Source organism: Streptomyces sp. NPDC048565 (assembly GCF_040650935.1).
Classification (GTDB): domain Bacteria; phylum Actinomycetota; class Actinomycetes; order Streptomycetales; family Streptomycetaceae; genus Streptomyces.
Genome location: NZ_JBEZIH010000004.1, coordinates 133711 through 153674 on the forward strand (window position 1 = coordinate 133711; position 19964 = coordinate 153674).

The following is a 19964-nucleotide window of genomic DNA, read 5'->3' on the forward strand; positions in this document are numbered from 1 at the left end:
CTCTCGGGTCGGCGAAGGGCAGAGGCCGGTCCATAGTCCGGCACCCCGGACCCCGACTGCCAACGCTTTTCTCCAAGTCCCGGTCAAAAGTCCGGGGCCGCGCGCCCCTCGGCCGGCACGGCCCTCCTCGGCCGGTGCCCCGCTCTCCTCGGGCGCCTCCTCAGGTGCCTCCTCAGTCGGTTTCGCCGAACGCCCCGGGGTGGATCTGGTCGCGGGTGGCGCCGTACTGCTGGCGCACCGCGCGGCCCACCGCGAGCTCCTCACCCGGATCCAGCACCTGCGCCGCGGCGTCCTGCCAGGCCGGGGGAGTGCGCGGGTCGAGCGTCCCCTGCGAGACCCCGAGCGCCCACGCCGCCTGCCGGGCGGCGCCCAGCGCCGCGTACTCGGCGGGCTGCGGCACGACGACCTGGGTGCCGAACACCCCGGGTGCCATGGCCTGCACGGCGGGGAGTTCGGCGGCGGCGCCCAGCAGGAACACCCGCCTCACCTCCACACCCCGGTCCCGCAGCACGTCGAGGGCGTCGGCCAGCGAGCACAGCATCCCCTCGAAGGCGGCCCGCGCCAGATGCTCCGGCTTCATCGACTCACGCCGCAGCCCGCTCAGCGTCCCTGCGGTGTGCGGGAGCTGCGGGGTGCGCTCACCCTCCAGATAGGGGAGCAGGACGAGCCCCGAAGAACCCGGCGTCGACTTCAGCGCCAGCGCGGACAGTTCGTCGAGGCCGTCCACCCCCAGCATCTCGGCCGTACCGCGCAGGGCGCGTACCGCGTTCGAGGTGTGGACCACCGGCAGATGCATCCCGGTCGCGTCGGCGAAGGAGGTGATCATCCCCGTGGGGTCGGCCAGCGCCTCGTGATGCACGGCCATCACCGAGCCCGAGGCCCCCAGCGACACCACGGCGTCTCCGACGGCGACACCGAGCCCGAAGGCCGCGGCCATCGTCTCGCCGGTGCCCGCCGAGATCAGCAGCCCCTCCGGCGTCGTCCCCGCCGCGTCGGCCGGGCCGAGCACCTCGGGCAGAGCGGCCTGATGGCCGAGCGCCAGCTCCACGAGATCCGGCCGGTAGGACCCGGTGCTCGCCGACCAGTAGCCCGTACCTGACGCGGCACCCCGGTCGGTCGTCCGGCGGGCGGGCCGGCCGAGCAGCTGCCACACCAGCCAGTCGTGCGGCTGGAGGACGGCGGCGACCCGCTGCGCGTTCTCCGCCTCCGAGCGCGCCAGCCAGCGCAGCTTCGACACGGGCTGCGCGGCCTGCGGCACGGCGCCCACGGCCTCGGCCCAGGCCTGCCGCCCACCGAGCCCGTCGACCAGATCGGCCGCGGCTGCCTGCGCCCGCCGGTCGTTGCCGAGCAACGCCGGCCGCACGAGATTGCCCTGGTGGTCCAGCGGCAGCAGCCCGTGCTGCTGCGCGGACACACCGATGGCCTGCACACCTTCGAGCAGCCCTCCGGAGGCCGCCTCACCGAGTGAGAGCAGCCACGCCTGCGGATCCACCTCGGAGGCCTTGGCCTCGACGGGATGCGCTGCGTACCCCTGCCGCAGTACCGCACCGGTGTCCGTGTCGCAGACGACGATGTGCGTGAAGGCGGATGAACTGTCCAAGCCGGCCACTATGCCCATGGACACGATTCTGCCGCACCCGAGGACCGGTCCGTACGCCGGACCGTCCCGTGCCGGGCTGCGCGCCCGGCACGGAAGGAGTCTCAGGTGTTCGTCAGGTGTTCGTCGTACCCCAGTCGTCGCTGCCTGTGTGGCCGTTGCGCTCCCGCAGCGAGCGCACCCGGTCGGAGACGGACACGGGGACCTTGTCCCCCACCTTCTCGCTCACCGAGTGGTACGCCTTGCCGGCGAAGTCCCGGCCGCCGTGCGCGGCGGACTCCGCCGCGTTCCGCACGGCGGGATTCTCGGCCAGCTGCTGCGCGGCCTTCTTCAGCTGTTCGTAGCGCTCGCGCCCGGCTCGCGTGCCGAGCACGTAACCGAGCGCCACTCCGGCGATGAACGTGAGCCGGTACCGCATGGCTGTCACCCTTCCTTCGACCCTGCCGACGTGTGCTGCCCCGCCTACCCCAGGACACCGGAGATCACCCCGGCCGATACCGATTGGCGGAGCACCCCCCTGCTTGCGCTAATGTATGTGTCGCAGCGAACGTGCGCCGCTCGGCAGCCGCCAGGCAGGTACGATTCGAGGCAACGCAGCAATCCCCTGTAGCTCAATTGGCAGAGCAGCCGGCTGTTAACCGGCAGGTTACTGGTTCGAGTCCAGTCGGGGGAGCGCGATCCCCTGTAGCTCAATTGGCAGAGCATTCGGCTGTTAACCGGAGGGTTACTGGTTCGAGTCCAGTCGGGGGAGCGATGCGGGAGAGGACCCTTCGGGGTCCTTTTTCGTGTGCCCGCGCGAGGGTGCCCGTGACTCTTTCGGGGCGATTCCGTACGGCCGGGAACCGGGCAGCGAGCAGCGCAGTCTTCATGGTCATGCGAAGCCGACCATCCGCAGCAGGAGATCGTATGACCGGCTATGCTGCGGCAGAAGGCGCGCACACTTGTACGCGCCACGCCGAAACGGGGCGGTAGCTCAGCCGGTTAGAGCAGCGGACTCATAATCCGTCGGCCGTGGGTTCGAGTCCCACCCGCCCCACCAGTTTTACCCTGCGGAAACGTTCTGACCTGCGGGAACGTCGTTTTCACGGACACGGGAACCTCAAATCGGGTGCAGCGGCGTGCAGCGTTCTGAGGCCCCAGCGCAGGCCATAGGTCTGTGAACTGGGATTTTGGTCGTTCCTCGGTGGGATGCGTGGTGGTTGCTCCCACCTCTGTACCCGTAGCTGCGTCGAGCGGACGCTGAGGTGAGCGCTGCGTGCCCGCGACGTATCGGCGCGGCGGCGACGGCGACCGGGGCCGGCTGGAAGGCCGGCGAGGGTGAGCTGGGTGTCGTCGGCAGGGTTCCGGGCCGATGCGTGCCGACCTCTACCAAGTGGGTCAGGCCATGCTCGTGTCATCGACTGCATGGTGCGGGAAAGGGGAACGGCACCGGTCCCAGGACGGCTCAGGCTGAAGGCCGGGGCTGGTGCCGGTCCGCTACGCCGCGCCGTCGAGCGGCTCGTCGTCCAGGGACGCGATCTTGCGGAGAATGTCCGTGGCCAGCGCCCGCTCGTTCTCCGTCAGTGACTCCAGGAGCTGCTCGTTGATGCGTTTCGCGGCAGGGATGAGGGAGTCGAGCAGTGCGGCTCCCTCATCCGTCAGGCGCAGCAGGGTTCGCCTGCGGTCTTCTTCGTCCCGCACCTGGCTCAGATAGCCCTGGCCCGTCAGGCGCCGGACCATCTGGTTGATCGTGGAGCGGTCCAGGGACGTGTGGTGGGCGAGGGTGCGCTGGTCGATGCCCGGTTCCTGGCGCAGGGCGTTGAGGACGGCGAACTGCTGTGAGGTGATGTCGCGGGACACGTGGCGGAACCACAGGGCGGTGTGGACCTGTTCCGCGCGCCGGATGAGATGTCCGACGTAGTTGTGCAGCTCCAGTGCGCGCGCCACGATGCTCCGTTCGTTGAGCTCTGAGGTGGTGCCGGTCAGGGAGCCGGCAGGCCCTGGGAGTCTACGAGTGCCCGGCACCACCTCTCGGCCGCGGCGCTGTCAGCGGAACCGAGCTCCGGGGCGCTGCTCGTAGGGGACGGCCCGGTTGCCGTCGACGCCCACTTCGAGACGGCCGACGCGCTCGATGTCCAGGACGATCCTGTCGCCGTGGCTGAGCGGTCCCACGCCGGCCGGTGTGCCGGTCGCGATCACGTCACCGGGATGGAGGGTCATGACGGAGGACGTGTAGGCGATCAGTTCACGGACACCGAAGATCAGATCAGCGGTGTTGGTTTGCTGCCGGGTCTCACCGGCGACGTCGCAGCGCAGGTCGAGGGTGTCCGGATCGGGGATCTCGTCGGCGGTGACGATCCACGGTCCGAGGGGGGTGAAGGTGTCGAACGACTTGCGGGTGGAGCGGTCCTCGCCGGAGCGGACGGTGATGTCCAGTACGCAGGTGTAGCCGAAGACGTGATCCAGTGCCTCGTCGGCGCTGACGTGGGTGGCGGTGCGTCCGATGACGACGCCGAGTTCGCCCTCCTGGTCGGTGCGCTTGTCCGTGTAGGGCAGGAGGATGTCCTGGCCCGGTCCGATGACCGACGAGTTGGCCTTGAGGAAGACACCGAGGTCGGCGATGGAGGTGGTGTACTCCATCTCGGCTTTGTGGTCGAGGTAGTTGACCGGTGCGCCGACGATCTTGCCAGGGCGGGGCAGCGGTGCTTCCAGGGCCGTCTCGGTGAGCGGGACGCGCGGGAGACCGGTGAGGTCGAGTTGAGCGGTTCCGCCACGGGCCGTGGTCTCGATGAAGTGGTGCAAGGCTCCGGCGGGGCCGGGTGTGCCGGAGCCGGCGAGCTGCTCGGTGACGTCGACGAGGTCGTGGCCATCGACGACGCCGAGCCGCCCCTTGTTGAACAGGACCAGACGCATCAGGGCCTCCTTGTGAGGTGTCGGGTGGGTGGCGGATCAGGCGCCGGGGTCGGCGTCTTCCGTGCGGTACAGGCCGAGGGAGCGCATGACCGGCTCGTTGCTGTAGGAGAACAGGACGGCGTCGTCCGAGGCCGAGGCGTTGAGGTGCCGGTAGGAGGCCCAGCCGGGCACGGCGAAGGTGTCGTTCTTCGACCACTCCAGCCGCTCGCCGTCCACGATCGTGGTGCCCTCGCCGCGGACGACGCTGAAGATGGTGGAGGCGGTGTGCCGGCGGCCGGATCCCTGGAAGCCCGGTCGCAGCCGCTGGACGCGGCAGCCGATGGTGGGCATGACCGGGCCGCCGGTCCACGGGTTGGTGTACTCCAGGACGATGCCGTCGACGTCGCTTCCCTCGGCGGTGTCGGCGATGCTGTCCAGGGCGTGCCGGGTCTCCTCCCAGGTGTAACGCGTCACGGGGGAGTTGGGTCCGTCCTGGGTGAGCCAGACCGGGTTGAGCCGGCCGTGCAGGAACTGCCTGCTGCCCGCGTCGTCCGGGCGGGTCACGGGCTGGAGGCGCTGCGGGTACTTCTCGTAGAAGCCGGCTTCCAGGGTGTTGACGAGTGGGTAGTCCAGCGCGTCGAGCCAGATCATCGGCGCGTCGCCCTCATGGGTGTGGTCGTGCCAGTGCCACCCGGGGGTGAGCAGCAGGTCGCCCGGCGACATGAAGACACGCTCGCCGTTGACCGTCGTCCAGGCTCCGCTGCCCTCCAGGATGAAGCGGAAGGCGTTGGAGGTGTGCCGGTGGGCCTGGGCGGTCTCGCCGGGCAGGATGATCTGTAGTCCTGCGTAAAGGGTGTTGACGGTGGCTGGGGGATCGGTCAGGCCGGGGTTCACCAGCATGAGGACGCGCCGTTCGGCCTCGTGCAGTGACAGCGTCTCGGAGAAGTGCAGCAGGTACGGGCGCAGTTCCTGCCAGCTCCAGCGGTGGGGGACCGCCCGGCTCTTCGGCTGGGCCGGGAACAGGTTGCCGTAGAAGCGCCACAGCGGTGCGGCGCCCGCCGACTCCAGGGCCTTGTAGACGGTTTCGTCGGTCGTCATGGTGTCCTCCTTCGGTATCGGGATCACGTGGTGGGAACGGTGGTCGCGGCCGGGGTCCACACCCACGAGATGTCGTCGAAGTCGTCGGGCCTGCGGGATGCGAGGAGCTGGTTGCGGAAGGTGGCGCCCATGCCTTCCAGGTGGCAGATTTCCCCGAAGCGGCGGGCGTTGGTCTGGATGCGTGCCGCCCGTTCCGTGCGCTGCGCGGCGTATGCGGTGAAGGCGTCCGCGGGATCGCCGAACCGGCCGAGGCTCTCTCCCAGGGCCACTGCGTCCTCCAGGGCCTGGCAGGCGCCTTGGGCCAGGTACTGGAGCATCGGGTGGGCGGCGTCGCCGAGGAGGACGATCCGGCCGTGCACCCAGTTGTCGATGGGCAGCCTGTCGTAGAGGGGCCAGCGCCGGTCGCGCGAGATGAGGGGGAGCGCGTCGCGCACGGTCAGGCAGGTTCCGGCAAAGCGTTCCTCGAGCTCGGCCTCGGTGCCCCAGTCGTCGGAATCCGGCGTGTAGTGGTCACTTTCGAAGACGGCGACCTGGTTGTACAGCTCTCCGCGACGTACGGGGTACTGCACCAGGTGCATGCGGGGTCCGGCCCACACCATCACGGCCTCCGACGCGGCGTGCTGCGACATGCGGCCGGTCATCTTCTCCGTGGGCAGGGCTCCGCGGAAGGCCACGTAGCGGGAACAGACCGGCTTTCCGTCGCCCACCAGGGTCTGGCGCAGGCGGGAGTGCAGGCCGTCCGCGGCCACGACCGCGTCCGCCGCCAGTACTGCGTGGTCCTCGGCGAAGTGGAGCTGGGCCCCTGATTCGTTCTGGTCGATGTGTGTGACGGTGTGACCGGTGCGCAGGGTGACCGAGGGGTATTCCTGGCAGGCGGCCAGCAGCGCGGCGTGGAGATCGGTGCGGTGTGTGACGAGGTAGGGGTGGGTGAAACGCTCGGTGTAGGCCGCACTGCGCAGGTCCAGTGACGTGACCTGGTCGCCGGTGAGAGCGTCCATCATGACGAGCCGGGGCGGGGCGACAGCCGTGCCCTGAACGGCCGGGAGGACACCGAGTTGTTCGAGGGCGAGGGAGGCGTTCGGCGCGAGCTGCAGACCGGCCCCGAGCTCGCCGAACTGGGCCGATCGTTCGACAAGGGTGACGTGGTGTCCGGAACGGGCGACTGCCAACGCCGCGGCCAGTCCACCGATGCCGCCGCCGACCACGGCGATACGGAGAGGTTCTGGAGTGTTGGACATACGGCCTCCTGGCGTGGAAGGAGCGGCGGACGCTGCGGAGAGAGTCGATGTGTTTAATCAGTACACCAATCATTGGTGTACTGATTACATTGCGGTGGTGTTTCCCTGATGTCAATGGGTGGTCCACGGGGCCGGTGGCTCGCATGCCGCGAGCCGCTGCTCCGCGTATCGGTCCGGTGCCGCGGTCAGCAGACGGCAGCGCTGCTGACGAGGCGCAGGGGAGCGCCGGTGCGCGCGGTGATGTCCTCGATGGTCACTCCCGGAGCGGTTTCGACGAGGGCGAGGCCCTCGTCGGTGACATCGAGGACACCGAGGTCGGTGATGATCCGGTGGACGCAGTTCTGGCCGGTCAGGGGCAGGGTGCACTCCTGAAGGATCTTCGGCGTGCCGTCCTTGGCGGTGTGGTCCATGAGGACGATGACGCGGCGGGCGCCGTGGACGAGGTCCATGGCACCGCCCATGCCCTTGACCATCTTTCCGGGGATCATCCAGTTCGCCAGATCTCCCTGAGCCGACACCTGCATGGCTCCGAGGACAGCGGTGTCGATGTGGCCGCCGCGGATCATCCCGAAGGACAGTGCCGAGTCGAAGAATGAGGCCCCGGGCCGGACGGTCACGGTCTCCTTGCCGGCGTTGATCAGGTCGGGGTCGGCCTCTTCTTCTGTGGGGTAGGGGCCGGTGCCGAGGATGCCGTTCTCGGAGTGCAGCACGACGTGCACCCCAAGTGGGAGGTGGCCGGGGACGAGGGTGGGGAGGCCGATGCCCAGGTTGACGTAGGAACCGTCGGTGAGTTCGGCGGCGGCGCGAGCGGCCATCTGGTCGCGGTTCCAGCCCGTGGTGCTCATGCGCGTACGGTCCTCTTCTCGATATGCTTGTCGCCCGCTTGGGCCGGGGTCAGCTCCACCACCCGCTGTACGTAGATGCCCGGCAGGTGCACCTCGTCGGGGCCCAGTTCGCCGGGTTCGACCAGTTGTTCGACCTCGGCGACGGTGATGCGGCCGGCCATCGCGGCGAGCGGGTTGAAGTTCGCGGCCGCGCGGCGGAAGACGAGGTTGCCGTGGCGGTCGCCGCGCCAGGCCCGTACGAGGGCGAAGTCGGTGGTGATGCCGTGCTCCAGGACGTAGGGGCGTCCACGGAACTGCCGGGTCTCCTTGGGCGGCGATGCGACCGTGACGGTCCCGTCGGGTGCGTACCGCCACGGCAGGCCACCCTCGGCCACCTGGGTGCCGACGCCGGCCGGGGTGTAGAAGGCGGGGATGCCCGCGCCGCCCGCGCGAAGCCGCTCGGCGAGTGTGCCCTGTGGGGTGAGTTCCACCTCCAGTTCGCCGGAGAGGTACTGACGGGCGAACTCCTTGTTCTCACCGACGTAGGAGCCGGTGACGCGGGTGATGCGGCCGGCGGCCAGCAGCACGCCGAGACCGCGGTCATCCGTTCCGCAGTTGTTGGAGACGACCTCCAGAGCGGTCGCGCCCTGCGCGTGGACGGCGTCGATGAGGACGGCGGGGATGCCGGCCAGGCCGAAGCCTCCGACAGCGAGCGAAGCCCCGTCGGGTATGTCGGCGACCGCCTCCGCGACGCCGGCGCAGACCTTGTTCATGGGCGGATGTCCTTTCGGCCGAATGGGCCCAGGGCGTCGGAGACGGACTTGACGCCGCCGTGCGAGGTGAGACCACCGTCGACGGGGATCTCCGCCCCGGTGATGAACGAGGACTCGCCCGAGAGCAGGAAGACCACCAGGGGCGTCACCTCCTCGACGCTCCCGGTGCGGCCCAGCGGTGTCTCACGGATGTTGGACTCACGGAACTCAGGGGCAGTCGAGGCCGTCATCTCGGTCTCGATGTAGCCGGGGTGGATCGTGTTGACACGGATGCCCTGGGGTCCGAGTTCGAGCGCGGCGGTCTTCGACAGGCCCCGCAGCGCCCACTTGCTGGTGGTGTAGGCGACCGGGTAGTGGCCCGTGAGGGCGGCCGAGGAACCGACGTTCACGATGGAGGCGCCGGCCGGCATGAGCGGTGCCAGGTGCTGGATGCCGAGCAGCGGACCGGTGACGTTCACCGCGTGGACGCGTGCCATGTCCTGCGGCCTGGCGTCGCCCACGCGGGCCCGCCAGGTGATGCCCGCGTTGTTGACCAGGCCGTGCACCTGACCGTACGACTCCCGCAGTTCGCGGGCCAGTTCGGCCCAGTCCTCCTCGCTGGTGACGTCCAGCCGCCGGCAGCCGGATGCCTCCACGACGTCCGTTGTGATCACCCGGGCGCCCTCACGGGTGAGGGCCGCAGCCTCGGCGGCGCCCTGGCCCTGGGCCGCACCGGTGACGACGACGACCTTGCCGATCAGCCTCTTGGGGTGCGGCTCGTTCACGGCCGTTCCCGGGTGCGACGCCGGCCTGCGGGGAGCGGGAGGGGCTCCACACCGGGGACCACGGTGCTGGTGAGGGTGCCGAGTCCCTCGACGGTGAGGGCGACGGTGTCGCCCGGCACCAGAGGCGGCGGGGTCCGATCGCCGCGCATGCCCCACAGCTCGGCCAGACAGCCGCCGTTGCCGCAGGTGCCTGAACCGAGCACGTCACCGGGGACCACGTGGGTGCCGCGCGAGGCGTAGGCGGTCATCTCCTCGAAGGTCCAGCTCATGTTGGACAGCAGGTCCTCGCCGACCACCTGCCCGTTGATCTCCGCCCTCATGGCGAGCCGCAGGAAGCCCTCGGCGTCGCGGTGCGGCTCCAGCTCGTCGGCGGTCACCAGATAGGGCCCCAGGGTGGTGGCGGTGTCCTTGCCCTTGCAGGGGCCGAGACCGACCTTCATCTCCGCACCCTGGAGGTCACGGGCGGACCAGTCGTTGAAGACCGTGTAACCGACGATGTGGTCACGGGCCTGGGCGGGCGTGAGGTCGCGGCCCTCCCGGCCGATCACGGCACCCACCTCCAGCTCGAAGTCGAGCACGGACGAACCCGGGGGCACGGGGATGCCGTCCTGCGGGCCGTAGATCGCGTGCGGGTTGGTGAAGTAGAAGGTCGGGGCCGCGTACCACTGTTCGGGCACACCGGCCGTCCCCTCCACGGCGCGGCGCACCCCCTCGACGTGCTCCTCGAAGGTGACGAAGTCCCGCACGGAGGCGGGCTGGAGCGGGGGCAGCAGCCGCACCTGGGAGACGTCAGGCCCCGGTGGTACGTCGAGGGCCGCCGCGCCGGCCTCCAGGAGGCCGGGCAGTCCGCCGGTCTCCCTGACCAGCGCGGCGAGGTCGGTGACCCCGGGGAGGGGGAGGAGGGTGCCGTCCTCCTCCACGACCGCGACCCTCCGGCGGTGCTGGTGTTCATAAGCGGCGAAACGCATGGTGCGGCTCCAGAGAGGTGGGATCAGGCGAGCGGGATGCGCATAAGGTCGTGCCCCACGGTGATGCGGCCCCGGTAGCCCGCCGCCCGGGCGGAGTCCCGGGCCGCGGCGGACCACTGGCGGTCGGTGAACTGCTGCGGGCCCGCCGGCGCGAGATGGGTGAGGACCACCTGGCGCGCCCGTGCGGCCGCAGCGATGCCTCCGATCTCACCGATGTCGGTGTGGACCTGACGCATGTGCTCGACCACAGGCGTGGGCAGCTTCTGCTCTTCGAACCAGGCGGACTGGATGGTCTCGTGAACCAGCAGATCGCAGTCCCGGGCCAGGGCGATGAGGTCGTCGCTGCGACTGGTGTCGCCGGAGAAGACCACCGAGCCGTGCTCGGTGTCGAACCGGTAGGCGTAGGCAGGGGACATGTTGCCGTGCGGCACCCGGGTGGCCGTCACCTTGAGCGCGGGCGTCTCCAGCACCGTCACCACGGTGCCGGGCCGGGCCGACAGCTCCCTCACGTCGAGCATCGACAGGGGATCGACCCCGAAGCCCTCGGCGACGAAAGCGTTGGTGGAGGCGGCGAAGGCGGCGTTGGCACGTCGGGTCGTCTCGATGATGCCCGGCGCCGGCTGCTCGGGGGAGACGGGGCCGCTGTGCACCGTGTCGCTCGGTCCAGGGCCCCAGACACGAACGGTTCCGCCGAGTCCGGGCTGGGGCGGCATCACACCGGCGCACAACAGGGGGAAGTCGAAGTAGTCCACGAGATGGTCGGAGTGCAGGTGGGTGAGGAAGATGCCCTTGAGGGAGGGCATCGACAGGCCTGCCCGCAGGTACTGTGTCACCGCTCCGCGGCCGCAGTCCACGAGATAGGTGTCCGACCCGACGGTCACGGCGGAGGCGATGCCCATCCGGTCGCCGTACGGCGGTGGGCCGCCCGCCGTCCCCAGCAGATGTACCACCAGGCGGTGCCGTCCCGGGTCCGGCGCGTGGTGCGAGGCTGCGGCCGCGGCCGTCTGCGGCGTGACCGCGAGAGCGGTGGCTGCCGCGCCCCCGGCGAGGAGGCCGCGCCGGGACAACGGGGTGGTGCTAGGGCTCATCTGCTGGTTCCTTCGATCGGCGCCGATGCGAAAGCGGGGGGAGACGGATCGGAGTTTGCCCTGCGGGCGGGACGGCGGGCCGCCGTACCGCCCGGGGGCGTGCCTCAGACGGGCGGGGCGATGAAGACGCCGCGGTCGGGGTCGTTGAAGGACTCCTTGGCGACGATCTCGTTCATGGCGTTGGCGGTGCCCCACTGGTCGGTGACTTCGGGCCGGGAGAAGTCGTAGACGTGGGGGTGCCAGGTGTCCTCGTCGAGGTTCTCCAGCTCGGTGGTGTACTCGACGGTGTTGCCGTGGGGGTCGAGGAAGTACGTGAAGGTGTTGTCGCCGGCCATGTGCCTACCGGGGCCCCAGACCTTCTTGAAACCGGCTCGCATGACGCGGCCGGAGCCGCGCATGTACTCGTCGATGCCGCGCATCTCGAAGGAGACGTGGTGCAGGGCGGTGTGCGGACCCTGGGCGATGGCCATGGAGTGGTGCTGGTTGCTGATCCGCATGAAGTGCATGACCTCGCCCATGTGCGGTGAGGAGAGCGTGTCGGAAAGGGCGAAGCCGAGGTGGCGCTCGTACCACTGACGGGTGCGGTTGAGGTCGGGGGAGTTGAGGACGACGTGGGAGAGCTTGACCGGGATGGCCTCCTTCTCCTCGATCTTCCGGTGCTGCCGGACCTCGACGTCGGCCGAGACCTCGATCGTGCGGCCGTCGACGTCGAAGAAGCGGAAGCCGTACCCCCCGCCCGGGGTGTCCACCGTGCCGGGCCGCGAGATCAGTTGCACGCCGCCGGCGAGGAGCCTCTCGGCGAGGGTGTCCACGTCGGCCGGGTTCGCGGCGCCGTAGGAGACGAGGTCGAGCCGCTTCTGCTCGGCCTTGCGCAGTCGTACGACGTACTGCTCGGGGGAGCCCTCGGCGGCGAGAAAGGAGATCCCGGAGTCCTCGGAGACCTTGGTGAGGCCCCAGACGCCGGCGTAGAAGTCGAGCTGTTTGTCGTAGTCCGGCACCGCCAGGTCGACGTGGCGCAGGTGGGTGAGCAGGCGTGCGCTCATGATGGTTTCCTCCTCGTTGAGGTTCAGGCGAGTCGCAGCAGGGCGGCGGCGTTGCCGCCGCGTACCGCGTCGAAGTCGGTCACGGACAGCCGCGCGGCGCGCAGGGCGCCGACCGGGTCCTCGGACCCCATGTCGAAGGGGAAGTCGGAGCCGAGCACGACCCGGTCCGCTCCTGCGACCTCGATCAACGAGCCCAGCACACGCGGGTCGTGCACGAGGGAGTCGAAGTAGATCCGCTTCAGGTAGCTGCTGGGCAGGTGGGCGCAGTCGGCGCCCGCGTCGGTGCGCGTCGACCAGGCGTGGTCGGAGCGGCCGATGTGGGTGGGCAGGTAGCCCCCGCCGTGGGCGGCGATCAGCTTCAGTCCCGGGTGCCGGTCCAGTACCCCGGAGAAGATGAGGTGGGAGAGGGCGGCGGCGTTCTCGGTGGGCTGGCCGACGGTGTTGGACAGGTACCACTGGTCGAGGCGTTCGTCGAGCGTGCAGCCGAAGGGGTGCAGGAACAGGATTGCGCCCGTCTCCTCCGCACGGGCCCAGAACGGCTCGTAGGCCGGGTCGGACAGCTCGCGCCCTGGAGCGTGGCTGGAGATTTCCACCCCGAGCAGCCCCTGCTCCAGCGCGTGGTCGAGCGCGTGTACCGCCAGACCCGGGTGCTGGAGGGGCACGAGCCCGAGACCGTGGAGCCGCTCGGGTGCCGCCGAACAGTGTGCGGCGGTGGCCTCGTTGGCGAGCCGGTACACCTTCTCCGCCGTGTCCTCGTCGGCCCAGTAGTGGTAGTGCGACGGGGAGGGGCTGACCAGCTGGACGTCCACACCCTGCGCGTCCATCGACGCGAGACGTACGGCGACGTCGGTCAGCTTCGGGATCCGCTCGCCGACCATGGGACCGCTGACGGCGAGAGCGGCGCGGCCGTTGCGCCGGGCGTCGAGCTGCTTGGCCTCGGCGTGGCCGGTCAGGCCGGCGACGAGTGCCTCGACCTCGGGCAGAAGGACGTGGGCGTGGACGTCGATTGTCGGGGTGGTCACGGCAGCTCCCGGAGCATGGTCATGGTGCGGCCCATCAGGCCGGGAACATCGGCGTCACGTACCCCGTCGAGCTGCCACTGCCCGATCTGTACGGAGGCCTCCACGACGGGACGGACCCGTGTGATGCGGCGCTCGTAGTACGCCTGGAACAGGGAGTCGTCCCAGGTGTCGGAGCCGGTCAGCATCTGCGCGAGGACCCAGGCGTCCTCCAGGGACAGGGCGGCGCCCTGCGCGAGGGTGGGAGGGCAGCAGTGGGCGGCGTCGCCGACGAGGACGACCCGGCCGCGGTGCCACGAGCCCTCGATCAGCATGCGGTCGAACCAGGTGTAGTTGACCTTGGACGGGTCGGTGATCGTCTCGGTGATCTCCGGCCAGAAGCCGCCGTAGGCGGAGGTCAGGCGGCGCATCTCGTCGGCGTAGGACTCCGGCGGGATGGAGGCGCGGTCGCGGTTCGCCTCGACCACGTACGCGTAGAGGGTGGTCTCGCTGGTGGGGCAGTACCCGGCGATGTGGGCCGGGCCGCCGTAGGCGAGGTCGGTGCGGGTCAGTCCCATGGGCCGTGGGGCGGCGACGCGCCAGATGGCCATGCCGGTCGGCTCCGGCTTCGCCGCGATGCCGATCGCGGCGCGGGTCGTGGAACCGAGGCCGTCCGCGGCGATCACCAGGTCGTAACGGCCGTCGGTGCCGTCGGTGAAGCGGACGGCGACGCCGTCGCGGTCCTGATCCAGGGTGGTGGCCCTGACACCGAGGCGTACGTCGGCTCCGCTGGCGCGGACGGCGTCGATGAGGATCTGCTGGAGCTGGGGGCGCTGCATGCCGACGGTTGCAGGGAGGTCGTCGCCACCGCTGCGGATGTCGTCCTGTGCGTGCAGGACCGTGCCGTCCGGGGCGGTGATGCCGACCGAGCCGAATCCGTAACCCGACGCCTCCACCTGCTCCCACACGCCGAGCTCACGCAGCACGCGCAGGGCGTTGCCCTGGAGGGTGATGCCGGACCCGGCCGTGGCGTTCCAGTCGTCCTTCGCTTCGATCAGATCGACGTCGACGCCGGCCCGGCGCAGCAGGACCGTGATGGCGTTGCCGGCCGCGCCGCCACCGATCACCAGGACCTTACGGGTTCTACTCATGGGGAACTCCCTTGTTCCTGGTGTTACTTGACGGCGATCGGGTTGACCGGGCTGCCGACCGCGCCGGTGATGGGCAGCGGCGCGGCGGTGAGCCAGAACGCGTAGACCCCGTCCGTCGCGCAGTCCTCGGCGAGTGCATCGAGGTCCCACATCTCACCGATGAGAAGACCGATGTTGGGGATGGCGACCTGGTGCAGCGGCTGGAAGGCGTGGTCGAACTCGTTGGGCCGCACCTCGAAGCCCCACGTGTCGGTGGCGATCGCGGCTATCTCCGTGCCGTGCAGCCAGCCGGCCGTGGTGAAGGACAGGCCGGGGGCCGGGCCTCCGGCGTAGTCGCCCCAGCCGTCGCGGCGGGTCCGGGCGAGCTGCCCGGTGCGCACCAGCACGATGTCACCACGGCCGACACCCACCCCTTGGGCCTCGGCCGTGGCGACCAGGTGTTCCGTGGTGATCGCGAAGCCGTCGGGCAACTCCCCGTCCTCACCCATCACGCGGCCGACGTCCAGCAGCACTCCCCGTCCCGCGACGTGCGGTGCCATGTGCTCGATGCCGGTGACCAGGTCGCCCTCGGAGGTGACGACCTTCTCGGCCGGGCGCCCGTTCCAGGCCTTGCCGTGGTCGAAGATGTGCCCGAGCCCGTCCCACTGGGTGGAGCACTGCAGCGGCATCGCGATGACGTCGTCGGCGCCGCCGAGCCCGTGCGGGAAGCCCTGCCCCGTGACGACGGCGTCCGTACCGGTGTCGAGCATGGTGTGCACCGGGTTGGTGCGCCGGCGCCAGCCCTTCTGCGGGCCGTCCATGTCGAAGCGCTGGGAGAGCGAGAAGCTGACACCCCGCCGGATGAGGGCCGCACCCTCGCGGCGCTTGGCCTCATCCAGGAAATTCAGGGTTCCCAGGACGTCGTCCGCACCCCAGCGCCCCCAGTTGGAGCAGGCTGTGGCGGCCTCGGCGATCGAGCGCTCGGGGTCGGTGCGGTCGAGGCTCATGAGGTCTCCTCCGCGACACAGCGGGTGCGCTGGACGCCGAGGCCGGTGACCGAACCCTCCATGACGTCCCCGTCGCGCAGCAGCCGGCCCCAGTGCATCCCGTTGCCGGCAGGACTGCCCGTCAGCACCACGTCGCCGGGCAGGAGCTGCGCGGTCTGCGAGGCGTAGGCCACTACACGGGCGACATCGAAGATCATGTCCTTGGTGGACTCGTCCTGCATGGTCTCGCCGTTCAACTTCAGCGTCACCTGCAGGTCGTCCGTGTCCGCGACGGACGTGGCCGGCACGATCCAGGGGCCGAGCGGTGTGAAACCGGGAGCGTTCTTGCTGCGCAGCCAGTCGGTGCCGATCTGGGGCATGTCCCGGCGGAAGACGGTCGCGCGATCGGTGAGGTCGTTGGCGATCGTGTACCCGGCGACGTGATCGATCGCCTCCTCGGCGGACACCTGGTAGGCGGGGCGGCCGATGACCGCGGCCAGCTCCAGCTCCCAGTCGGGCTTCCCGGCCCAGGCAGGGAGCACCACGTCGTCGTACGGGCCGGTGATCGCGCTCGGCAGACCGATGAACACGTAAGGCAGGTCCTCCGCCGCCCGGCGGTCCATGATCTCCGCCGCCTCCGCACGCCGCTCCTCCTCGGAACGCTCGTCGCCCGGGGCCTTGTGCGCGACGTGCAGGTCGATGACGTGCTGCCGGTAGTTCGCGCCCGACTGGAAGACCTGGCGCGGCTCGACGGGAGCGTGCACCTGGAAGTCCGCCAGCGGCTTCCGCTGCTGTCCGCCGTCCTCGGCCAGTGCTTCCAGACGAGGGAGGGTGGCCTCCCAGTCCTCCAGGAGACTCCGGACGGCAAGTCGGTCGTCGCCGAGAGCGGCTCGCAGATCGAGCACCTGGGCGTCGGGGGTGACCAGAGCGGGGAACGCGGGTCCCTCCGGGGCCGACAGTGTGGCGAGGGCGAACGGTCCGGCGAAGAGCGCGGATGCGGGTGCAGGTTTCACGAACATGTCCTCCTGATTGCGATGTGACTAATCTGGACCCGCCACCCACAATCATGGAAATAGATTGTGTGGATGCTAGCCATCCACGGTGTTAATTCACCCTGGTAGGCGCCATATCGCAAGGGGAAAGCCCGTGAACCTGTCCCGTCTGGACCTCAACCTCGTCGTCGCGCTGCGTTCTCTCCTGGAGGAGCGCAACGTCACGCGCGCCGGACAACGCATCGGGCTCAGCCAGCCCGCCATGAGCGCCGCGCTGGCCCGACTGCGCCGCCACTTCGACGACGACCTGCTCGCCCGGGTCGGCGGCCACTACGAACTCACCGCCCTCGGGCAGGTCCTGCTCGACCGCACCTCGACCGCCTACGACGTCCTGGAGCGCCTGTTCGCCAGCCAGGCCGACTTCGACCCGACGAGCGAGAGCCGGGAGTTCAAGCTGATCGCGTCCGACTACGCCGTCGCCGTCTTCGGCACCGAGCTCGCCAGGGTCATGCACGAGGAGGCCCCCGGCATCCGCCTGCGCTTCACCCAGCCCCCGACGTCCGTCGTCGACGACACGGGCACGCTGCTGAGCACCACCGACGGCCTGCTCATGCCGCACGGCGTCGTCAGCGACTTCCCCGCCACCGACCTCTACCAGGACAGCTGGGTCTTCCTCGTCGCGGACGACCACCCGAGCGTGGAGGACCGCCTGACCCGCCAGGATCTGGCACGGCTGCCCTGGGTCACCTACCAGCGCACGTACGACGCCCCGGCCGTGCGACAGCTCGGCATGCTCGGCGTCGAGCCGCGCGTCGAGGTCTCCGTCGACAGCTTCCAGCTGCTTCCGCTGCTGGTGGCCGGGACCCGGCGCATCGCCCTGATCCAGGAACGCCTCGCCCGCCTGCTGGCACCGCTCGCCCCCGTACGCGTGGTGGAGCCGCCGTACGAGGCGGTGCCGCTGCAGGAGGCGATGTGGTGGCACCCCGTACACACCCACGACGCCGCACACATCTGGCTCCGTGAAACGGCTGCCCGGGTCGGCAGGCGCATGACCGACACGCAGGAGAGGCCGGGGCCGTCCTGACGGGCGGCGGTGGCGCAGGGCCGAATCCCGGTATCCACGGCGTGGATCGATGGCATCAGAAAATCGGATCACGGCAGGGCTGGGCAGGCCATCGAGGGGGCCGCATAGTCGTGTCACATCGCTGCCCCCGCGCACCGACGTCCTCGCCGGACGGACCGGGCGCCACGCACACCCCCTTCCCGCCTCGCGCTCTGGAGTGCCGCTGTGTCCGCTCCCGCTGCCCCGCCTTCCCCTGCCTACGCTTCCCCGGACGTGCAGGGAAAGCTCCCTGCCGCCCTGCTCATGGCCGGCAGTTGCCTGCCAGTCCTCGGCGCCGTGTTGCTCGCACCGGTCCTGCCCCGCATGCAGGAGCACTTCGCAGACGTCGCCGGGAGCGCGGCGCTGGTTCCCCTGGTGCTGACCGTTCCCGCCCTGTCGTTGGCGCTGCTGGCTCCCTTCGCGGGTGTCATCGTCGATCGTCTCGGCCGCAAGCGCCTCCTGGTCGTGGCGACGCTCCTGTACACGCTGTTCGGCACGGTCCCGCTGTACGTGGACTCGTTGCAGGGCATTCTCGTCAGCCGTGTGCTGGTGGGGGTGGCCGAGGCGGCGATCATGACCGCGTGCACGACGCTGATCGGTGACTACTACTCCGGGCGCGTCCGCGACCGCTACCTCGCACTTCAGACCATGTGCGCATCGGCATCCGCCACCGTCTTCTTCGCACTCGGCGGAGCCCTTGGAGGGGCCGGCTGGCAGGCGCCGTTCTGGCTGTACGGAATCGGGCTGCTGCTCGCCCCCGCCATGGCCCGCGCGCTGCCGACGCCACAGCCTTCAGCCGGGGTGAAGCGTGAGCCGGCCGCTTTCGCGGCGGACAAGCGGCCCTTCCCGGTGCGCCGGATGGCTGGGATCTGCCTGTTGACCGCATTCGGTGCCGTCGTCTTCTACACCGTCCCCGTGGAGATGTCGTACCTCCTCGACGACCTGGGCGTCGACTCCACTGGAGGTATAGGTGCCGCCACCGCGGTCGCGAGTGCGGCCACCGTCCTAGGCTCGGTGCTCTTCACCCGGCTCACGAGCCACCCACAACGCCGTCTGCCCGTCGTCCTCCTACTGTGCGCCGCGGGTTTCCTTCTGATGGGACTGAGTGACAGCCTGCCCCTGTTGATCGCGGGCGCTGTGGTGAACTGCGTGGGCACGGGTCTGCTGTTGCCGTCCCTGCTGACGCTGGCCATGTCCCGCCTCGATTTCGCAGACCGGGGGCGCGGTACCGGTCTGTGGACTTCGGCGTTCTTCCTCGGCGAGTTCGCCTGCCCGCTGATCCTTCTCGGCGGCAAGGAGTCCCTCGGCGACCTCGGTTCGGCCGTCGGAGCACTCGGCCTGGTCACCCTGCTCCTCGCCGCTGCCCCGCTTCTCCTGGCCCGGCGGACGCCGACCGCCCCACTGCGCCATGCTCCTGAGCAGCCCTGACCTTCGAGGTCACCGCGCCGGCACTGCCAAGGTGGACCGGCGCACGACCAGTTCCGGTTGCAGTACGACGCGGGCATGCTCGTGAGCGGCGTCATGCGCGGTGTCCTCGATGAGGAGGCGGCCGGCCTGTCGTCCCATGGCGACGGTCGGTCTCCGTACCGTGGTCAGCGGCACGACGGCGGACGCGGCGAACGCGAGATCGTCGTAGCCGACCACTGCGATGTCCTCCGGCACCCTCAGCCCGGCCTCGTACAGGGCCTGCATCACCCCCAGAGCGAGCAGATCGTCGGCGCAGAAGACGGCGGTCGGCCGCGTCGGCATGCCGAGGATGCGCTGCCCGGCGTCCTTGCCCGCGCTCACCGTCATGTCCAGGCACGAGAGTTCGTGCAGGGAGACGGAGGGGAGTCCGGACCGGCTGACGGCATTGCGTGCACCCCTGCGCCTGTCCCGGATCGGTGCGAGCCGCTCGGGTCCGCCCACGTGGACGACGGATCGGTGTCCTTGCCCAAGCAGGTGACGGACCGCCGCGTGACCACCGGCGACGTCGTCGACACCCACAGAGCACCTGCCCGGTTCGGGCGCGCACTGGTCGGCCATGACGAAGGGCACCGCATGCCGACGGAACGCGGCCACCGTCCGGCCGACTCCGTCACCGGACATCAGCACGGCCCCGCGAAGCTGGTGCGAGGTGATCAGCGCGAGGTGCCGGGCTTCCTCCGCGAGGTCACGGGCGCCGGTGCACACCATGACGCCGAGGTCCGCCTTGCGGGCGGCCTGCTCGACGCCGGTGGTCAGCGCCGTGAAGGAAGGGCCCGCCGAGTCCAGCCCGACGACGGCGATCACACGGGAGGCCAGGCCGTGCAACTGCCGTGCGCCTTCGGTGCGTACGTATCCGATCGAGTCGATCACTTCGAGAACGCGCCTGCGTGTGGACTCGGCGACGATCTCCGGGCGGTTGAGGACGTTCGACACGGTGCCGAGCGACACGCCGGCCTCGCGTGCGACGTCCTTGATGCCGGTCCGGCGGGCCGCCACGCCCTTTTGAACCGTCCCTGCATCCGGCC

Annotated in this window: 19 protein-coding genes and 3 tRNA genes; 5 read left to right on the plus strand and 17 right to left on the minus strand. The window is 70.1% G+C overall.

Annotated elements, in window-relative coordinates; all coding sequences use genetic code 11:
- Window positions 1–172: 172 nt before the first annotated feature.
- Together AB0C75_RS06830 and AB0C75_RS06835 are read right to left on the minus strand one after the other, a co-directional pair.
- On the minus strand, window positions 173–1618 hold the full coding sequence (locus tag AB0C75_RS06830) for an FGGY family carbohydrate kinase (protein ID WP_362887823.1): 1446 nt from the start codon (window positions 1616–1618) through the stop codon (window positions 173–175).
- Between the two features lie 94 nt (window positions 1619–1712).
- The gene (locus AB0C75_RS06835) at window positions 1713–2015 is read right to left on the minus strand and encodes a YtxH domain-containing protein (protein ID WP_362887825.1); all 303 of its coding nucleotides are present in this window, start codon (window positions 2013–2015) and stop codon (window positions 1713–1715) included.
- A 182-nt stretch (window positions 2016–2197) separates the two neighbouring features.
- On the opposite strand from AB0C75_RS06835, the gene AB0C75_RS06840 reads away from it, so the two are divergent.
- The 3 genes from AB0C75_RS06840 (at window position 2198) to AB0C75_RS06850 (ending at window position 2636) form a co-directional block, all read left to right on the plus strand.
- Window positions 2198–2270, plus strand: a tRNA-Asn gene (locus AB0C75_RS06840).
- A 5-nt stretch (window positions 2271–2275) separates the two neighbouring features.
- Window positions 2276–2348 (plus strand) — tRNA-Asn (locus tag AB0C75_RS06845).
- 211 nt (window positions 2349–2559) lie between these two features.
- Window positions 2560–2636 (plus strand) — tRNA-Ile (locus AB0C75_RS06850).
- A 437-nt stretch (window positions 2637–3073) separates the two neighbouring features.
- Here the strand turns inward: AB0C75_RS06850 and AB0C75_RS06855 are convergent.
- From AB0C75_RS06855 to AB0C75_RS06920, 14 genes are all read right to left on the minus strand, one after another.
- Window positions 3074–3523: a MarR family transcriptional regulator gene (locus tag AB0C75_RS06855; protein ID WP_329228632.1), complete on the minus strand. Its 450-nt coding sequence runs from the start codon at window positions 3521–3523 to the stop codon at window positions 3074–3076.
- Window positions 3524–3622: 99 nt separating this feature from the next.
- The gene (locus AB0C75_RS06860) at window positions 3623–4489 is read right to left on the minus strand and encodes a fumarylacetoacetate hydrolase family protein (protein ID WP_329228630.1); all 867 of its coding nucleotides are present in this window, start codon (window positions 4487–4489) and stop codon (window positions 3623–3625) included.
- Between the two features lie 36 nt (window positions 4490–4525).
- On the minus strand, window positions 4526–5566 hold the full coding sequence (locus tag AB0C75_RS06865) for a cupin domain-containing protein (RefSeq protein WP_329228628.1): 1041 nt from the start codon (window positions 5564–5566) through the stop codon (window positions 4526–4528).
- Between the two features lie 23 nt (window positions 5567–5589).
- On the minus strand, window positions 5590–6804 hold the full coding sequence (locus tag AB0C75_RS06870) for an FAD-dependent monooxygenase (RefSeq protein WP_329228626.1): 1215 nt from the start codon (window positions 6802–6804) through the stop codon (window positions 5590–5592).
- 185 nt (window positions 6805–6989) lie between these two features.
- On the minus strand, window positions 6990–7649 hold the full coding sequence (locus tag AB0C75_RS06875) for a CoA transferase subunit B (RefSeq protein WP_329228624.1): 660 nt from the start codon (window positions 7647–7649) through the stop codon (window positions 6990–6992).
- Window positions 7646–8401: a CoA transferase subunit A gene (locus tag AB0C75_RS06880; RefSeq protein ID WP_329228623.1), complete on the minus strand. Its 756-nt coding sequence runs from the start codon at window positions 8399–8401 to the stop codon at window positions 7646–7648. Before AB0C75_RS06880 ends, AB0C75_RS06875 begins: the two co-directional genes overlap by 4 nt.
- Window positions 8398–9165, minus strand: coding sequence for an SDR family oxidoreductase (locus AB0C75_RS06885; protein WP_329228621.1), 768 nt, complete (start codon window positions 9163–9165; stop codon window positions 8398–8400). The genes AB0C75_RS06880 and AB0C75_RS06885 overlap by 4 nt, the downstream gene beginning before the upstream one ends.
- On the minus strand, window positions 9162–10133 hold the full coding sequence (locus AB0C75_RS06890) for a fumarylacetoacetate hydrolase family protein (protein ID WP_329228620.1): 972 nt from the start codon (window positions 10131–10133) through the stop codon (window positions 9162–9164). Before AB0C75_RS06890 ends, AB0C75_RS06885 begins: the two co-directional genes overlap by 4 nt.
- 23 nt (window positions 10134–10156) lie before the next feature.
- Window positions 10157–11221, minus strand: a complete 1065-nt coding sequence (locus AB0C75_RS06895) for an MBL fold metallo-hydrolase (RefSeq protein WP_329228618.1) — start codon at window positions 11219–11221, stop codon at window positions 10157–10159.
- A gap of 104 nt (window positions 11222–11325) precedes the next feature.
- Window positions 11326–12264: a VOC family protein gene (locus AB0C75_RS06900; RefSeq protein WP_329228617.1), complete on the minus strand. Its 939-nt coding sequence runs from the start codon at window positions 12262–12264 to the stop codon at window positions 11326–11328.
- A gap of 23 nt (window positions 12265–12287) precedes the next feature.
- Complete coding sequence (locus AB0C75_RS06905; RefSeq protein ID WP_329228615.1) at window positions 12288–13286, minus strand: amidohydrolase family protein; 999 nt, start codon at window positions 13284–13286, stop codon at window positions 12288–12290.
- The gene (locus tag AB0C75_RS06910) at window positions 13283–14413 is read right to left on the minus strand and encodes an FAD-dependent oxidoreductase (RefSeq protein WP_362887830.1); all 1131 of its coding nucleotides are present in this window, start codon (window positions 14411–14413) and stop codon (window positions 13283–13285) included. Before AB0C75_RS06910 ends, AB0C75_RS06905 begins: the two co-directional genes overlap by 4 nt.
- Window positions 14414–14436: 23 nt before the next feature.
- Complete coding sequence (locus tag AB0C75_RS06915; protein WP_329228612.1) at window positions 14437–15399, minus strand: cyclase family protein; 963 nt, start codon at window positions 15397–15399, stop codon at window positions 14437–14439.
- Window positions 15396–16397, minus strand: coding sequence for a fumarylacetoacetate hydrolase family protein (locus AB0C75_RS06920; protein WP_329228610.1), 1002 nt, complete (start codon window positions 16395–16397; stop codon window positions 15396–15398). The genes AB0C75_RS06915 and AB0C75_RS06920 overlap by 4 nt, the downstream gene beginning before the upstream one ends.
- A 127-nt stretch (window positions 16398–16524) precedes the next feature.
- Here AB0C75_RS06920 and AB0C75_RS06925 point away from each other — a divergent pair, with 127 nt between their 5' ends.
- Both AB0C75_RS06925 and AB0C75_RS06930 read left to right on the plus strand, forming a co-directional pair.
- Window positions 16525–17454, plus strand: a complete 930-nt coding sequence (locus tag AB0C75_RS06925; protein WP_329228608.1) for a LysR family transcriptional regulator — start codon at window positions 16525–16527, stop codon at window positions 17452–17454.
- A gap of 282 nt (window positions 17455–17736) precedes the next feature.
- Window positions 17737–18900 (plus strand): MFS transporter, encoded by a 1164-nt coding sequence (locus AB0C75_RS06930; protein WP_329238590.1) that lies wholly within the window; start codon window positions 17737–17739, stop codon window positions 18898–18900.
- A gap of 9 nt (window positions 18901–18909) precedes the next feature.
- On the opposite strand, the gene AB0C75_RS06935 is transcribed toward AB0C75_RS06930, so the two are convergent.
- Window positions 18910–19935: a LacI family DNA-binding transcriptional regulator gene (locus tag AB0C75_RS06935; protein WP_329228606.1), complete on the minus strand. Its 1026-nt coding sequence runs from the start codon at window positions 19933–19935 to the stop codon at window positions 18910–18912.
- Between the last annotated feature and the right edge of the window lie 29 nt (window positions 19936–19964).

Coding starts and splice junctions, on each gene's coding strand:
- AB0C75_RS06830 (WP_362887823.1), bottom strand. CDS start 1,618: ATGGGCATAGTGGCCGGCTTGGACAGTTCATCCGCCTTCACGCACATC.
- AB0C75_RS06835 (WP_362887825.1), bottom strand. CDS start 2,015: ATGCGGTACCGGCTCACGTTCATCGCCGGAGTGGCGCTCGGTTACGTG.
- AB0C75_RS06860 (WP_329228630.1), bottom strand. CDS start 4,489: ATGCGTCTGGTCCTGTTCAACAAGGGGCGGCTCGGCGTCGTCGATGGC.
- AB0C75_RS06865 (WP_329228628.1), bottom strand. CDS start 5,566: ATGACGACCGACGAAACCGTCTACAAGGCCCTGGAGTCGGCGGGCGCC.
- AB0C75_RS06870 (WP_329228626.1), bottom strand. CDS start 6,804: ATGTCCAACACTCCAGAACCTCTCCGTATCGCCGTGGTCGGCGGCGGC.
- AB0C75_RS06875 (WP_329228624.1), bottom strand. CDS start 7,649: ATGAGCACCACGGGCTGGAACCGCGACCAGATGGCCGCTCGCGCCGCC.
- AB0C75_RS06880 (WP_329228623.1), bottom strand. CDS start 8,401: ATGAACAAGGTCTGCGCCGGCGTCGCGGAGGCGGTCGCCGACATACCC.
- AB0C75_RS06890 (WP_329228620.1), bottom strand. CDS start 10,133: ATGCGTTTCGCCGCTTATGAACACCAGCACCGCCGGAGGGTCGCGGTC.
- AB0C75_RS06895 (WP_329228618.1), bottom strand. CDS start 11,221: ATGAGCCCTAGCACCACCCCGTTGTCCCGGCGCGGCCTCCTCGCCGGG.
- AB0C75_RS06900 (WP_329228617.1), bottom strand. CDS start 12,264: ATGAGCGCACGCCTGCTCACCCACCTGCGCCACGTCGACCTGGCGGTG.
- AB0C75_RS06910 (WP_362887830.1), bottom strand. CDS start 14,413: ATGAGTAGAACCCGTAAGGTCCTGGTGATCGGTGGCGGCGCGGCCGGC.
- AB0C75_RS06915 (WP_329228612.1), bottom strand. CDS start 15,399: ATGAGCCTCGACCGCACCGACCCCGAGCGCTCGATCGCCGAGGCCGCC.
- AB0C75_RS06920 (WP_329228610.1), bottom strand. CDS start 16,397: ATGTTCGTGAAACCTGCACCCGCATCCGCGCTCTTCGCCGGACCGTTC.
- AB0C75_RS06930 (WP_329238590.1), top strand. CDS start 17,737: ATGGCCGGCAGTTGCCTGCCAGTCCTCGGCGCCGTGTTGCTCGCACCG.